Below are 14,758 nucleotides of genomic sequence, written 5' to 3'. Positions count from 1 at the left end.
AAATAATGTAAATGTTCAGCCGTGCGGATAATTTAGCAATTCGTGTCATTTGTCAGTGTTTGTAAAGATGTGGCGCCTGAAAACGCCAGTGTGAAGCCAAACGATCGGGAGCGGCGTCAGCCTGCACCGAAAAGCATTAACAGTTTTAATGTGACGCCAAAGGCCGTTGCGCCGAGCAGCGTCGACAGAATGATGCTTTTGCTGCGGTAGAAGCACAGTGCCAGCGCGGCGAACCCCACCAACGTCGGCAGCAGCTTGTCCGGCTCGCGCATCACCACCGGCGTGCTGGAGACCACCAGCAGGGCGCAGATCGAGGCGATGCCAATGCTGTCGAGCAACAGGGCGGCTTTACCGCGTTTGAGGCCGGGCTGGGCGCGCGCCGGCGCCAGCCGCAGCGGCAGATAACGGAACAGGTAATTGGCGCAGCCCACCACCAGGCCGATCACCAGCACATCAATGTTCATGGCTGGCCTCCGCCGGGGCTGGCTGGAACAGGGCGGCAATGCAGCCGGCGCCGATGCCGGCCAAAATGGCGACCGGAATGGAGAACAGCACCACGCCGAGCAGCGCGCCGGCCAGCGCGGCGGCGATAGTCAGGCTCTGCGGGCGGCGGAAGGCGGCCAGCAGGAAACTGAGAAACAGCGCCGGCAGCATGAAGGACAGCGAGGCCTCGATCACCGGGAACTGCTCCAGCGGGCCGTTGCCGAACAGCGCGCCGAGCGCGGTGCCGGCCACCCAGGAGAGCCAGGAACAGAGCGCGATGCCCAGCATCCAGTTTTCGCTCCAGCTGCGGTTATTGCGCATCAGCCTGGCGGTGGCGGCGGCGAAGACCTCATCGGTCAGGCCAAAGGCCCATATCGCCGTTTTGCCGGGCGACATGCGCGAGACGATGCGGTGACGCAGCGCCGGGCCGTACAGCAGGTGGCGCACGTCCATCGCCATCACCGTCAATGCGGAGACCCACAGCGACATCCCGGCGCTCAGCAGAGCGGTGATCACGAACTGGCTGGCGCCGGCGTAGATGATGCAGGAGAAGAAAATGCTTTCCAGCGGGGAAAAACCCAGTTTGACGGCGCTGAGGCCGAAGGCGAACGCCACCGGGACATACCCGATGACGATCGGCAAACTGTCGACGACGCCGTTGGCGAAGGTGGCGCTGACGGCGGGCGGGTTGAGGCTGTCTGCAGCTTGGCTTTGCATGGTTGTGGATCGCAGGGTAGATAGGACTTCAATAGTTTATGCCCAGAACATTACCAGAGAGTAAGTAATGTTTATACCCTGCACCGCTAATAAATTTCTTTAGTGACTATTTGCACGATAATCAGATTGTCGCCGGCCCCTGCGGATCGTGGTGCTTGCCGAGCCACCAGGTCAGCAGGTTGAGCAGGCATAACACCCCGCCGGCGGCGGCCACGCCGTACCAGCCGGCATGTTGATAGGCCGAGGCGGAGAGCAGTGAACCGAGCGCGCCGCCGATAAAGTAGCTGGTCATGTAGCCGGCGGTCAGGCGGTTGCGCGCGTCCGGCATGATGCGGTACATCACGCTCTGGTTAGTGACGTGCACCGCCTGCACCGCCAGATCGAGGATCAGGATGCCGGCGATCAGCGCCCACAGCGATTGTTTGGCGAACGCGATAGGGATCCAGGACAGCAGCAGCAACACCAGGCCGACGGTGGTGGTCAGCCCGGCCTTGCCTTTGTCCGCCAGATGCCCGGCGCGCGAAGCGGCCAGCGCCCCGGCGGCGCCCACCAGGCCGAACAGCCCAATCACCCCCTCGGAATAGTTGAACGGCGGCGCGGCGAGCAAAAAGGCCATTGAGGTCCAGAGCACGCTGAAGTTGGCGAACGACAGGGCGCCGAGGATGGCGCGGGTGCGCAGCAGCGGCGTGCGGCAGAACAGGCTGAAGATCGAGGCCAGCAGCTGCGGATAGTTTAGCCCGGAGTGTTGCTTATAGCGCGGCAGCGCGCGCCACAGGATCAGCGCCATCAGGATCATCAGCACGCTGGCGGCCCAGTAGATGGTGCGCCAGCCGCCGAACGACGCCAGTGCGCCCGCGACGGTGCGCGCCAGCAGGATGCCGAGCAGCAGGCCGCTCATGATGATGCCGACGGTCTTGCCGCGCTTTTCCGGGTGGGCCAGCGTGGCGGCCAGCGGCACCAGGATCTGCGCCACTACCGAGAACAGCCCGGTGAGCGCGGTGCCGAGGATCATCATCGGCAGCGTGGCGGAAGTGGCGGTGATCAGCATGCCGCCGGCGGCCAGCAGCGTCATGAACACGATCAGTCCGCGGCGCTCGAACATATCGCCGAGCGGCACCAGCAGCAGCAGGCCGGTGGCGTAACCGAGCTGCGCGGCGGTGACGATAAAGCCGGCCTGGTTGACCGACAGGTTGAAACCGGTGGCGATGGTTTCCAGCAGCGGTTGCGCGTAATAATTGCTGGCGACCGCCAGGCCGGTGGCGATGGCGATCAGCACGGTCAGCGCCGGGCTGAGGCCCGGATGGGCGTTTTGTTGGCTCATGGTTTTTTTATCACGGAAAGAAGATGGCGCGCAGTATCCGGCAACGCGTGTCCGGAAACCAATGTATAATTTTCATTTTATTTATCTCATTTCAAGATAGATGCCATGAACCTGAAACAGATCCGCTATGCGCTGGCGGTGGCGGAAGAACAGAGTTTCACCCGGGCGGCGCAGCGCTGCCATACGGTGCAGTCGGCGCTCAGCCACCAGATCGCCAAACTGGAAGAAGAGCTGGGCTGTACGCTGTTTGAACGCACCTCGCGCCGGGTGCGGTTGACCCCCGCCGGCCAGGCTTTCATACCCTCGGCGCAGCGGCTGTTGGTGGCGCAGCAGGCGCTGGTGGAAGAGGTGACCGCCGCCGGCGATGCGGTGTCCGGCACCCTGACCATCGGCACGATTTCAACCATAAACGCGATTGATCTGACCGAAAAGCTCGACAAGTTTCATCGCCACTATCCGGCGGTGAACATCCGCCTTTACGTTGGCATGAGCGAAGCCCTGCTGGAGGATGTGCGTCAGCAGAAGTGCGATATGGCGTTCGTCGGCATCTGGCCCGGCGATGTCGATCTGCTGCCGATGTCGCACCGGCAGTTGACCGATGAGCCGCTGGTGGCGCTGGTGGCGCCGCAGCACCCGCTGGCCAACCGCGAGCGGGTTAACCTGCAGGCGCTGGCGGAAGTGCCGCTGGTGGATTTCTACAGCGGCACCGGCGCGCGGCGCCAAACCGATCGCGCCTTCCTGGCGGCGGGCATCCGCCGGCACGTCAGTTTTGAGATCGATCATATCGAATGGCTGGAGAATTTGGTGCGGCGCGGGTTGGCGGCGGGTATCGTACCTGTCTCGACCGCGCAACGCTTAAGCGCGTTGGTGTCGATTCCGATTGAAGACGGGCCGCGGCGCCAGGTGTATTGCATTTGGCCGCAGCCCTTGTCGAACGCCGCCGCACGTTTTTTACAGTTCAGTGGCATCGATATGGCGGGGTAGGGGCACGGCAAAGGCGGCGCCCCTGAACGGTTACGGCTTCGCCGCTGCGGCGGCGGTTTTCACCCAGCCGTCGAAGGTGGCCTGGTGCGCCTTGATCCAACCGTTAACGTGGTTCTGGATATCGGCTTCCGAAGCCTGGCCTTCATGCATGCGCAGGTTTTGCGCGTTGATGTCGGCGATCGGCAGCTTCATGATGGCGAACAGCTTGGCGGCCGCCGGATTGGCTTCGGCCCACTGTTTGTTGGCGGCGATGCGCATGGTGTTGACCGGGAAGCCGTAGTTGGCGCCGTTAGGCAGTTTGGTGTCAACGTTTTTCTGCTCGCCCGGCAGGGAGGAAAACGGCACCTGCAGCCAGACCACGTCGCGGCCCGGCACCATCACATCGCTGACCCAGTACGGCGTCCAGGTGTAATACAGCACCGGTTTGCCCTCTTTGTAGCGGGTGATGGTGTCGGCGATCATCGCCGCGTAGTTGCCCTGATTGTGCTCGACGGTGTTGCTCAGGCCATAGGCCTTGATGTGGTGGTTGATCACCGCCTCGCAGCCCCAGCCCGGGGTGCAGCCGGTCAGATCGGCCTTGCCGTCGCCGTTGGTGTCGAACAGCTTGGCGATCTTGGGATCCTTGAGCTGCTCGACGTTGGTGATGTGGTACTGTTCGGCGGTTTTCTTGTCGATCAGGTAGCCCTGCGCGGCGCCGTTGACGTAGACGCCTTCGCGGTAGAACTTGGCGTCGCCGCCGGCGGCCTTGTATTGATCGGCGTGCAGCGGATCCCAGTTGACCGCGATAAAGGTCGCGTCACCGGAGGCGATCGAGGTGTAGGCGACGTTGTAATCCACTTCACGCGGTTCTTTCACGTCGTAACCCAATTTTTCCAGCGCCTTGCTGACCAGCAGCGTCTGGAAAGTCTCTTCGGAAATGGTGCTTTGCACCGGCTGTACCGCGATCCCCTTGCCGGGTAAATCTGCCGCGCTCACGCTCTGTGAGCCAATCAGCGTCGTCAGGGCGAGAGCCCAGATGCCCGTGGTGCGCATAGTGTTTCCCCTCTTTCGATGTGGTGGTGTCATAGCCCGCCGGGGCCGCAGCCGCCGGCGGGAAAAGCGTCAGGCTTGCTTGATGAACGGGCGAGTCAGTAACCCGATGGGGCCGCGGCGATACCAGCGGCCGATGCCTTTACTGCGGCGATCGCGCCCCAGCGATTGGGTGAGGCGATCGAGAATGATCGCCAGGATCACGATGCCGACCCCGCCGACGGCGGCCAGGCCCATGTCCAGCCGACCGATGCCGCGCAGCACCATCTGGCCCAAGCCGCCGACGGCGATCATCGAGGCGATGACCACCATCGACAGCGCCAACATCAGCGTCTGGTTAACGCCGGCCATGATGGTCGGCATCGCCAGCGGCAGCTGCACTTTGAACAGCAGCTGGCGCGGGCTGGCGCCAAAGGATTCGGCGGCCTCGATCAGATCCTCCGGCACCTGCTTGATGCCGAGAATGGTCAGACGCACGATCGGCGGCAGTGCGAAGATGATGGTCACTACCACGCCCGGCACGTTGCCGATGCCGAACAGCATGACGATCGGCACCAGATAGACGAAGGCCGGAGTGGTTTGCATGGCGTCGAGCAGCGGTCTAATCACCTTGGCGGCATGCTTGCTGCGCGCCAGCCAGATGCCGAGCGGCAGGCCGATAAGGATGCAGAAGAACAACGCGGTCAGCACCAGCGCCAGCGTGACCATCGCCTGCGACCAGGCGCCGATGGCGCCGATGGCGATCAGGGAGAGCAGCGTCGCGGCGCCCATGCCGAGGCCTGAGACCTGCCAGGCGAGCAGCGAGAACACCAGAATGGCGATCGGCGCCGGCATGCCCAGCAGCAGTTGTTGGAAGCCGCTCAGGATCATGTCCACCGGCACGCGGATGCCCTGGAACAGCGGGCGGAAGTGCAGCACCAGCCAGTCGATGCCTTGCGTGACCCAGGTGTCGAACGGCACCCAGGCTTTGTGGAACGGATCGAGCAGGCTGAAGTGCTCCGGCTGCGCCGGGGCGCCGCTGAGCCAATCGGCGCTTTGCCCGGCGGCGTCATGTGCGGCCGGCGGCGGCGCGCTGGACCAGGCGTCACCGGCGTTGGCGGCGGCATCGCTGGCAGGTGCGGCGCCGGTATCGGCCGGTGCGGTAGCCCAGGGATCTTGGGTTTGCGTGGTATCACTCATTGGTTGAGCCCTCCTTGTCCAACGCCTGCAGCAGCATGGCCTTGGAGATGATGCCGAGATAGTTATGTTCTTCGCCCACCACCGGCACCGCGCACGGCGCCTGGGCGACCAGGGAAATCAGATCGCTGAGCGGCGTGTCGGCCGGCACGGCGGCGGGGGCCTCGAGCAGGGCATCGTCCAGCGTTTGATTGGCGGACAGCGCCTTTTTCAACGACTCTATCGACACCACGCCGATAAATTTCTTCCCGCGTTCAACAACATAACCATAATCACGGTCCTCATCGCGCAGCAGCTGCAGCGCCGAGCGGGGGCCAAAACCGGGGGTTTTGCGGATCAGCGTCACCGGGCGCCGTTGGGCGATATCCTTGGCGCTGAATACATGACTGATGTCCACGCCGCGGAAGAAGGTGCGCACATAGTCATTGGCCGGGTTGTTCAGGATCTCGTCCGGCGTGCCGACCTGGATCACCTCACCGCCCTGCATGATGGCGATGCGATCGCCAATGCGCATCGCTTCGTCCAGATCGTGGGAAATAAACACGATGGTGCGCTGATGCCGGGCCTGTAATTTCACCAGCTCATCCTGCATTTCGGTACGAATTAACGGATCGAGCGCCGAGAAGGCTTCGTCCATCAATAATATATCCGGGTTATTGGCCAGGGCGCGGGCTAATCCCACGCGCTGGCGCATACCGCCGGATAATTCATCCGGATAAGACAGCGCATAATTCTCCAGCCCGACCTGGCGCAGCGCATCCAGCGCTTTTTCCTGGCGCTCCTGCAGCGGTATGCCGGCTAATTCCATACCGAAAGCGGTGTTATTCAGCACATTCATGTGCGGCATTAGCGCGAATGACTGGAATACCATGCTGATCTTATTTCGCCGCACGGTGCGCAGCGCGGTGTCAGATATTTTGGCGATGTCCTCACCGTCGATCAGCACCTGACCGCGAGTGGGTTCTATCAGACGATTGAGAAGGCGTACCAGGGTGGACTTGCCGGAACCGGAGAGCCCCATGATGACAAATATCTCGCCTTCTTCAATGGCCAGAGTGGCGTCTTTTACGCCGAGCGATAAGCCGGTTTTTTCAAACAGCCGATCTTTTGTCAGACCTTTATCCAGCAGTTTGAATGCGCGTTCCGGGTGTTCGCCAAATATCTTATACAGGTTCTTTACTTCGAGTTTAATTGCCATGCAATTTGCTGTTTCCTCTGGTTTAATTAACGCGTTATGGGCTGTCCTTAGCAAAATAAAAGAGCTTTTTACCCTAACACAGTGAATATCTGAGACAACCCTCAATGTCATTTAAATGGGATATTAGTGGTTTACATCAAGGTTTTAATTAGTTATGGTAATTTGGCCCGTGACTCAAAATTGACGGCCATTATTCGGCATAATGGTTTGGTTTTTGGGAAAATAATACGGTGTGGCGCAGAGAGATATTTTGGCGCCGCGCCTGCCGTTCGGATAATAAAAAACCCGACCAGAGGCCGGGTAAAAGTCATCAGTATTTCATCAGTTTTAACGACAGGTGCCGATATCGAGGGGGATATCGTCGGGCGTCATGTTATCGCCTTAGTATGACAGCCAGATGGCAGCCTCAGGCCTTGCGATACAGCCTGCGCGGATGGCCTATATTGCCGTACAGCATCTCCACCCGCACGAACTGGGTGGCGACGCAATATTCCAGATACCGGCGGGCGGTGGTCTTGCTGATGCCGACTTGCTCAACCACGTCTTCCACCGCATGCGCCACCGCCGGCTGGGCGATAAACAGCGCCTGCACCAGCTCCAGCGTGTTGGTTTCGATGCCTTTGGCGCTCGGCTCGCTGGAGAACTGTTTCGACTGCAGGTTATACAGCGCATCGACGTTGTCCTGATCGATGATCTTGAAGGTGCGCTGGGTCTGCACGAACTGCATGAAGCGTTCGAGCGAATTGCGCAGCCGCTTGTAGGACACCGGTTTGATGATGTAATCGAAGGCGCCGTTGCGGATCGCCTGGCTGCAGGTATGCATGTCGCTGGCGGCGGTGATGAAGATCACCGAACAGGCGGGATTCTTCACCGCCGGTTCTTCCATCAGCTCGATGCCCTGGCCGTCCGGCAGGAAGTTATCCAGCAGGATTAGCCGAGGCTGATGCTCGTTGGCTTTGGCCCGCGCTTCGGCCAGCGTGGCGGCGTAAGCCACCACCCGCAGGTTGAAATTTTTCTCGATGAACTCCGCGTGCAGCGTCGCCAGTTGCGGCTCGTCTTCCACGATCAGAACGTCCAGTGTTAGGTGTGACATAATCGGGTGCTCAAAAAATCGGGTTATGGGTTTTATTTAGGGATAAATATAGAGAATATCGCGCCGTGCGGCTCGTTGTCCGACACTTCTATGCTGCCGTGCGCCTGTGCCACGTGGCTGGCGACCAGATGCAGGCCAATGCCGTGGTCGCTTTTATCCGCTTTGGTGGTGACGCCCTGTTCAAACAGCGTATCACGAATCTCCTCGGCGATGCCGGTGCCGCGATCCGCCACCTCGATCACCAGCTCGTCGCTGCCATCGCTGATATAGAGTTCGATCGCGTCGTGCGGCGCCGGGCAGTGCAGCGTCGCTTCCACCGCATTATCCAGCAGGTTGCCGACGATCGACATCAGTTCGGTCTCATTCAGCGCCGCCGGGATCTGCCGCAGTTGGCAGGCCGGATCGAAGCGCAACTCGATGCCTTTTTCTCTGGCGCTGGAATATTTGCCCAGCAGCAGGCCGCACAGCGCCGCCGAACTGAAGCGCTGCGAGATGAAATCGAGGATCTCCTGTGCGCCCTCGGACTGGGCTTCCACATAGCGAATGGCCTCGTCGTAGCGTTGCATATGCAACAGCCCGGCCAGCGTGGCGGTCCAGTTCAGCTGCTCGTGGCGCATGATGCGCAGGTTGTCGGCATAGCGTTTCACCTGACTGAGCTGGCTGCTCAGGGTATTGATATCGTTCTTGTCGCGGAAGCTGATCACCCAGCCTTGCAGCTCCTGCTCCTGCATGATGCGCACCCGGCTGGCGATCACCCGCACGTGGTTGAAGCGGCACACCTCGTCGTGCGTATCCTGGCCCAGTTGCGCGGCGGCGAAGAAGTCCGGCTGCGCCTGGATCACGTCGCCGATCGGCCGGCCCAGCAAACTGGCGGCGGGCTGGTGCAGATCCAATAGCTCGCGCGCCGCATGGTTGATGGTGATGATCCGCAGCTGTGGATCGATGGCGATCACGCCCTCATAAATGGCTTCCAGCAGCGCTTTTTGCTGGCGCACCAGCAGCGCGATCTCTTTCGGCTCTAGCCAGAACATTTGGCGCTTGAGGTTTTTCGACAGTAGCCAGGAAAAGACGAACAGGGCGATCAGCAGCAGGACGATGGAGCCGATAATTTGCGTCAACGTCCTGGCATTTAAATTATCGATATGCGATTTCAAATAGCCGACGGAAACGATGCCGATCACGTGATTATTTTCATCCAGGATCGGCGCCTTGCTGCGCAATGAAACGCCAATGCCGCCCTTGCGAATGGAAATAATGCTTTTCCCTTCCAGCACCTCTTTATTATCGCCGCCGATCATCGGCGTGCCCAAGCGGCCTTCGTATTCGGAATGATAAAGGTGGCGGGCATGACTATCGCCGATGACGATATAACTGGCGTCGCTGCTGGCGCGGATTTTTTTCATCAGCGCGGCAATTCTGGCTGCGTCGTGTTTTTCCACTGCGTCCACCAGCGAAGGAATGAGGGCGATTTCCCGCGCCTGCACCTGGGCGCGGGCGCCGAGATCGCGGTGCAGCTGCGCATCCAACTGGTAATAGGTGTAGGCGCCGATACAGGTCAGCAGCAGGCAGGAGAAGGCCACCAGGCACAGAAACAGCTTGATTTGAAATGAGAGTTTGAGGCGCATGGCGGAGCTTCACCGTAAAGAGATCCTGAAGCCTTACCCTATCACGAGAAGCGGGGTCTGTAATATTGCGCCCGATCAACTTGTGATCCTTCACACGGGATTAGAGTGAACCGGACGAGAATTGTTCGCCTGCGATAAAATTGATAAGCTTTAAAATAAAAACGGTATTAACACCATTAAAACCACGCCAGTTTTTACATAATCTTAATTAACCCCATAGAAACCATAACCACCATTAAAAACCCTTTTTAACTTTGAACATAATCACAGCAGATAATCCGTGCGCTTCTCTATGATGGCTGAACAAACTAATAAGAGGCCAGATTATGAGCACAACAGATGATTCTTACCTCGTAGCCAAAGACAAGACCGCCGATATTCCTCTGCGTGAGAAATGGTGGCGGATACTGGACAATTATAAAGTAGGGATTATTCCGTTACCGTTCTTTATTCTGGCCGGCGTATTGATTCTGCTCGACTGCCTGGAAGGCAAATTGCCGAGCGATATCGTGGTGATGGTGGCCACCCTGGCGTTCTTCGGTTTCGCCTGTGGCGAATTCGGCAAACGCCTGCCGTTGATCGGCAAAATGGGCGCGGCGGCGATCTGCGCCACCTTTATTCCTTCCGCGCTGGTGCACTATGGCCTGTTGCCGGACGTGGTGGTGGAGTCGACCACCAAGTTCTACAAATCGACCAACATTCTTTATCTCTACATTTGCTGCATCATCGTCGGCAGCATCATGAGCATGAACCGCCAGGTGCTGATCCAGGGTTTCCTGCGCATCTTCATTCCGATGCTGTGCGGCGAGATCGTCGGCATGCTGGTGGGGATGGGCGTCGGCATGGCGCTGGGCCTGGAGCCGTTCCAGATCTTCTTCTTCCTGATCTTGCCGATCATGGCCGGCGGCGTGGGTGAAGGGGCGATCCCGCTATCGATGGGCTACGCGGCGATCCTGCACATGGAGCAGGGCGTGGCGCTGGGGCGCATTCTGCCGATCGTGATGCTCGGCAGCCTGACCGCTATCGTCATCGCCGGCCTGCTCAACCAGCTGGGCAAGCGTTATCCGCACCTGACCGGCGAAGGCAACCTGATGCCGAGCAAGCAGGGCGACAGCAACATGAACGCAGTGGAAAAAATCAGCGGCAAGGTGGACGTCAGCACCATCGCCTGCGGCGCGTTGCTGGCTATCCTGCTGTATATGGTGGGCATGCTGCTGCACCGTCTGATCGGCCTGCCGGCGCCGGTGGGCATGCTGTTCGCCGCCGTAGCGGTGAAGCTGGCGCACGGGGTGTCGCCGCGCATTCAGGAAGGTTCGCAGGTGGTGTACAAATTCTTCCGCACCGCCGTGACTTATCCGATCCTGTTCGCGGTCGGGGTGGCCATCACGCCGTGGCAGGAGCTGGTGGATGCGTTCACCGTCCAGAATCTGATCGTGATCGTCACGACCGTCAGCGCGCTGGTGGCGACCGGTTTCTTCGTCGGCAAGAAAATCGGCATGCACCCTATCGACGTGGCGATCGTCTCCTGTTGCCAGAGCGGGCAGGGTGGCACCGGCGACGTCGCGATCCTCACCGCCGGCAATCGCATGTCGCTGATGCCGTTCGCCCAGATCGCAACCCGTATCGGTGGCGCTATCAACGTCTCGCTGTCGCTGCTGGTGTTGGCCAAGTTCTTCGTATAACTCCTATAAATCCTTAGCGTTACTTTGCCTTTCCCCGCCCCCGCGGGGATTTTTTTTGCCCGCGCGCCGGCCAGACGCGCGGGCAGGGGAAACGCCGGTTATGCCGCCTGTTTCATGGCGGCGTCGTACCAAGCGAAGTAGCGCTCTACGCCGCGGCGGCCGGATTCGATCAGCGCGCGTTTCTTCTCCTCGCTGATGCCGAACTCCAGCGTGCCGACGTCGAGCGTGTCGACATACACGGTGCGTTTCCAATCATCGCTGTCCAGATGCACCTTGGTTTGGATGTCCAGTATCACGTTGGCCACCGCCAGGGTGAAATCAAACAGGTTGTTGACCGGCGTGCGCGGGCCGGCCTGGCCGGCGGCCTGGGCGATTTCGCTGGCGGAGTCGAGGCGAATGCCCAGCGTGCGGGTGTTGATGCGCTGGCTGGCGCTGTCGATGTAAGGCGGCGTGGCGGAGAAGTCATAGTCGAACAGCCGCACCGGATAGTTGTCGATCATGCCGCCGTCGATGCACAGATCGCCCAGGGTATTGTTCTTCGCTACGAAGGCGAACGGGAACGACATCGAAATGCGCAGGCCGTCCGCTACTTTCATGCGCGGCGTAGTGCGGTGCGAATAAACTTCGCGTTGGCCGCTGTTGAGGTTAGCGCCGATAAAGTAAATCGACTTGAACCCTTTCGCCGCCTTCATCGCTTCGAACTGCTCGAAGGTAATATCCGGGTTGCCGGTATATTGCTTGATAATATCGCGCGACCATTGATAGAAATAATCGCCGGGCGCGATGCCGTATTGATTGAACAGGCGATAGGCGTCCTGGATCGTACCGAAAAAGCCGCCGTTATAATCGAGGAATTTTTTAAAATCCATCGCCGACAGAATTTTGGTGACGTCCGCCGAGCTGCAGCCCAGGCCGACCAGCAGCGCGGCGATGGCGCCCGCCGAGGCGCCGGAGGTTTGCTTGATCTGCGGCATGATGCCTTTGGCTTCCAGCAGTTCCAGCGCGCCGCCATAGGCGATGCCTTTTACGCCGCCGCCTTCAAAGACCAGGTTTTCGAATTGATAGCTCATGTTATTTCCTTACTCGTGGTTTAGGGAGTAAGGAAAATAACCAAGTGGCGAACGAGAAAATATTGATTGGGGTTGTGTGGGGCGGCAAACAAAATTATTCACAATAAATATATTATTTATATATTTATCAAAGGCATTTATTAAACAGGCGCATCGGGCTTTTTGCGTCAATACTTAGCGCTGTTCAATTCTCGCAAGGAGTCATCATGTTCTGGAAACGTTGTCTGCTGGGCGCGGCGCTGGCCGTTATGTCATTACAGGCCGGGGCCGCCGCGCCGCAGGCCAAAACCCCGACGCCGGGATTCTACCGCATCATGCTGGGCAGTTTTGAAGTGACCGCGTTGTCCGATGGCATCATTCGCCTGCCGGCGGACAAGCTGTTGCTGAACAGTACGCCGCAGCAGATCGCCGCCGGGTTGGCCGAGCGGCATCAAAGCCTGCCGGTGGTCACCTCGGTCAATGCCTATCTGATCAACACCGGCGACAAGCTGGTGATGATTGACAGCGGCGCCGGCCAACTGCTGGGCGACGGCCTGGGCAAGCTGGTGGATAACCTGCGCGCGGCGGGCTACCAGCCGGAGCAGGTGGATGAAATCTACCTGACCCACATGCACCCGGATCACCTCGGAGGCCTGACGCACGACGGCAAGGCGGCATTCCCCAATGCGGTGGTGCGCGCCGCCAGCCAGGACGCGGACTTCTGGCTGAGCGCGGACCAACTGAAACAGGCCAAAGCAGAGAGTAAAAGCAACTTCGAACGGGCCCAGGCGGCGATCAAGCCGTACCAGGCGACCGGCCACTTTAAGCCGTTCAGCGGCGATGGCGAACTGTCGCCGGGCATTGCCGCCTTCGCCGCTCACGGCCATACGCCGGGGCACAGCGTGTATCAGGTGACCAGCCAGGGCAAGAAGCTGTTGCTGTTGGGGGATCTGATCCACGTGGCGGCGGTGCAGTTGCCGCATCCTAAGGTGGCTATCAGCTTTGACAGCGACGCCAAGGCGGCGGTCGCTCAGCGGCTGCGGATATTTGGCGACAGCGCGCGGCAGAGCGAGCTGGTCGGCGGCGCACACCTGTCGTTCCCGGGGTTGGGGTATCTGAACCGCCAGGGCGACGGTTACACCTGGGTGCCGCTGAATTACGGCGCGCTGTAATGGACATGGCCGCCCGTTGGGCGGCCATCGAATAGAGCCCAGCGGCATTGTTCGATAATTTGGGATTATGATGCCAGAGAATCGGGGCTGATTCGCCGTGATAAACAGTGCATGATTAACGTCATGCCTGTCGTTTTCTTTAAGGAGCTCCCGATGAACCAGAAAACTCACTCCGTCGCCATCGTCACCGGCGCATCCCGCGGCATCGGCGCGGCCATCGCCGAGCGTCTGGCCGCCGATGGCTTTACCGTCATCATCAACTATTCAGGCAACCCGGCGCCGGCCGATGAGCTGGTGCGCAAGATAGAACAGCGCGGCGGCCGCGCCTTGAGCGTCAAGGCCGACGTCAGCGATGCGGCTGCGGTCACCCGGCTGTTCGACAGCGCCGAACAGGCGTTTGGCGGCGTCGACGTGCTGGTCAATAACGCCGGGGTGATCGCGCTGGCGCCGATAGCGGACATGAAGGATGAAGACGCGGATCGCCTGCTCGACATCAACCTGAAAGGCAGCTTCAATGCGATGCGCGAGGCGGCGAAGCGCCTGCGCGACAACGGCCGCATCATCAACTTCTCCTCCAGCGTGGTGGGGTTGCTGCAGCCGGGTTACGGCATGTATGCCGCCAGTAAGGCGGCGATCGAAGCGCTGACCAGCGTGCTGGCGAAAGAGCTGCGCGGCCGCAATATCACGGTGAACGCCGTCGCGCCGGGGCCGACCGCCACCGGCTTGTTCCTCGACGGCAAAACCCCGGAGCTTATCGAGCGGCTGGCGAAGATGGCGCCGCTGGAGCGCCTGGGCACGCCGGAGGATATCGCCGCGGCGGTGGCTTTTCTCGCCGGGGCCGACGGCGGCTGGATCAATGGCCAAACCTTACGCGCCAACGGCGGCATCATCTGATTGGCGACGCGCCGCCGCCGGATCGGGTATCCTGTGGCGGAACATATCACATCAAGGGCAACGTATGGCGGGCCACACTCAGCAATCCTATCCTGGCGTCAGATCGCCCTGCGTCAGCCTGTGCCGGATCGACGACGAAACCCAGCAGTGCCGCGGATGCCGGCGCACGCGGGCGGAGATCGCCGCCTGGCCGACCGCCAGCGACACGGAGAAACGCGCTATTTGGCGGCGGCTAGAGTTGCGTCAGTGGGTGAAATAATCCTCAGTGTTATTGCGCTGTCAGACTTCGTGTAGCACAATTGAGCTACATGTAACTGACAGACGTTGGGAGCGCT

General features: G+C 60.2%; 14 protein-coding genes. 5 read left to right on the top strand and 9 right to left on the bottom strand.

All coding sequences use genetic code 11. The annotated features are described in order from the left end of the window. Nucleotides 1–116: 116 nt before the first annotated feature. The 3 genes from ygaH to ACJ8OK_RS16730 all read right to left on the bottom strand — a co-directional run bounded on the left by ygaH (nucleotide 117) and on the right by ACJ8OK_RS16730 (nucleotide 2,521). The gene (gene ygaH / locus ACJ8OK_RS16740) at nucleotides 117–464 is read right to left on the bottom strand and encodes an L-valine transporter subunit YgaH (RefSeq protein WP_004928882.1); all 348 of its coding nucleotides are present in this window, start codon (nucleotides 462–464) and stop codon (nucleotides 117–119) included. Beyond that, complete coding sequence (locus ACJ8OK_RS16735) at nucleotides 454–1,200, bottom strand: AzlC family ABC transporter permease (RefSeq protein ID WP_033632266.1); 747 nt, start codon at nucleotides 1,198–1,200, stop codon at nucleotides 454–456. The genes ygaH and ACJ8OK_RS16735 overlap by 11 nt, the downstream gene beginning before the upstream one ends. Before the next feature lie 121 nt (nucleotides 1,201–1,321). Continuing rightward, nucleotides 1,322–2,521, bottom strand: coding sequence for an MFS transporter (locus ACJ8OK_RS16730; RefSeq protein WP_213929500.1), 1,200 nt, complete (start codon nucleotides 2,519–2,521; stop codon nucleotides 1,322–1,324). 105 nt (nucleotides 2,522–2,626) lie between these two features. Here ACJ8OK_RS16730 and ACJ8OK_RS16725 point away from each other — a divergent pair, with 105 nt between their 5' ends. Further along, a complete protein-coding gene (locus ACJ8OK_RS16725; protein ID WP_442530719.1) occupies nucleotides 2,627–3,505 on the top strand; it encodes a LysR family transcriptional regulator in 879 nt (292 codons plus the stop codon). A gap of 30 nt (nucleotides 3,506–3,535) precedes the next feature. Here the strand turns inward: ACJ8OK_RS16725 and proX are convergent, their stop codons facing one another. The 5 genes from proX to ACJ8OK_RS16700 all read right to left on the bottom strand — a co-directional run bounded on the left by proX (nucleotide 3,536) and on the right by ACJ8OK_RS16700 (nucleotide 9,626). Further along, entirely contained in the window at nucleotides 3,536–4,537 is a 1,002-nt protein-coding gene (gene proX, locus ACJ8OK_RS16720; RefSeq protein ID WP_044030618.1) for a glycine betaine/L-proline ABC transporter substrate-binding protein ProX, read from the bottom strand. A gap of 69 nt (nucleotides 4,538–4,606) precedes the next feature. Continuing rightward, nucleotides 4,607–5,713 carry a glycine betaine/L-proline ABC transporter permease ProW gene (proW, locus tag ACJ8OK_RS16715; RefSeq protein ID WP_004928897.1) on the bottom strand — a complete coding sequence of 369 codons (1,107 nt, stop codon included), beginning with the start codon at nucleotides 5,711–5,713 and terminating at the stop codon, nucleotides 4,607–4,609. Then, complete coding sequence (proV, locus tag ACJ8OK_RS16710) at nucleotides 5,706–6,908, bottom strand: glycine betaine/L-proline ABC transporter ATP-binding protein ProV (protein ID WP_085337228.1); 1,203 nt, start codon at nucleotides 6,906–6,908, stop codon at nucleotides 5,706–5,708. Before proV ends, proW begins: the two co-directional genes overlap by 8 nt. A 406-nt stretch (nucleotides 6,909–7,314) precedes the next feature. Then, nucleotides 7,315–8,001 carry a response regulator gene (locus ACJ8OK_RS16705; RefSeq protein WP_033632270.1) on the bottom strand — a complete coding sequence of 229 codons (687 nt, stop codon included), beginning with the start codon at nucleotides 7,999–8,001 and terminating at the stop codon, nucleotides 7,315–7,317. A 32-nt stretch (nucleotides 8,002–8,033) separates the two neighbouring features. Next, complete coding sequence (locus tag ACJ8OK_RS16700; RefSeq protein WP_085337230.1) at nucleotides 8,034–9,626, bottom strand: ATP-binding protein; 1,593 nt, start codon at nucleotides 9,624–9,626, stop codon at nucleotides 8,034–8,036. Between the two features lie 326 nt (nucleotides 9,627–9,952). Between ACJ8OK_RS16700 and ACJ8OK_RS16695 the strand changes: the two genes are divergently transcribed. After that, the gene (locus tag ACJ8OK_RS16695; RefSeq protein ID WP_048325105.1) at nucleotides 9,953–11,308 is read left to right on the top strand and encodes a 2-hydroxycarboxylate transporter family protein; all 1,356 of its coding nucleotides are present in this window, start codon (nucleotides 9,953–9,955) and stop codon (nucleotides 11,306–11,308) included. A gap of 98 nt (nucleotides 11,309–11,406) precedes the next feature. On the opposite strand, the gene ACJ8OK_RS16690 is transcribed toward ACJ8OK_RS16695, so the two are convergent. Further along, nucleotides 11,407–12,378 (bottom strand): patatin-like phospholipase family protein, encoded by a 972-nt coding sequence (locus ACJ8OK_RS16690; RefSeq protein WP_442530715.1) that lies wholly within the window; start codon nucleotides 12,376–12,378, stop codon nucleotides 11,407–11,409. Nucleotides 12,379–12,584: 206 nt separating this feature from the next. On the opposite strand from ACJ8OK_RS16690, the gene ACJ8OK_RS16685 reads away from it, so the two are divergent. The 3 genes from ACJ8OK_RS16685 to ACJ8OK_RS16675 all read left to right on the top strand — a co-directional run bounded on the left by ACJ8OK_RS16685 (nucleotide 12,585) and on the right by ACJ8OK_RS16675 (nucleotide 14,682). After that, nucleotides 12,585–13,529 carry an MBL fold metallo-hydrolase gene (locus tag ACJ8OK_RS16685; RefSeq protein WP_082997515.1) on the top strand — a complete coding sequence of 315 codons (945 nt, stop codon included), beginning with the start codon at nucleotides 12,585–12,587 and terminating at the stop codon, nucleotides 13,527–13,529. 153 nt (nucleotides 13,530–13,682) lie between these two features. Further along, nucleotides 13,683–14,423: an SDR family oxidoreductase gene (locus ACJ8OK_RS16680; RefSeq protein WP_048325111.1), complete on the top strand. Its 741-nt coding sequence runs from the start codon at nucleotides 13,683–13,685 to the stop codon at nucleotides 14,421–14,423. Nucleotides 14,424–14,487: 64 nt separating this feature from the next. Further along, nucleotides 14,488–14,682, top strand: a complete 195-nt coding sequence (locus tag ACJ8OK_RS16675; protein ID WP_072010089.1) for a DUF1289 domain-containing protein — start codon at nucleotides 14,488–14,490, stop codon at nucleotides 14,680–14,682. Nucleotides 14,683–14,758 lie beyond the last annotated feature (76 nt).

The sequence above is a fragment of the Serratia sp. CY71090 genome, assembly GCF_052166845.1.
In the GTDB taxonomy this organism is placed as follows: domain Bacteria; phylum Pseudomonadota; class Gammaproteobacteria; order Enterobacterales; family Enterobacteriaceae; genus Serratia; species Serratia nematodiphila.
This window is presented reverse-complemented; position numbering and strand designations above follow the sequence as displayed.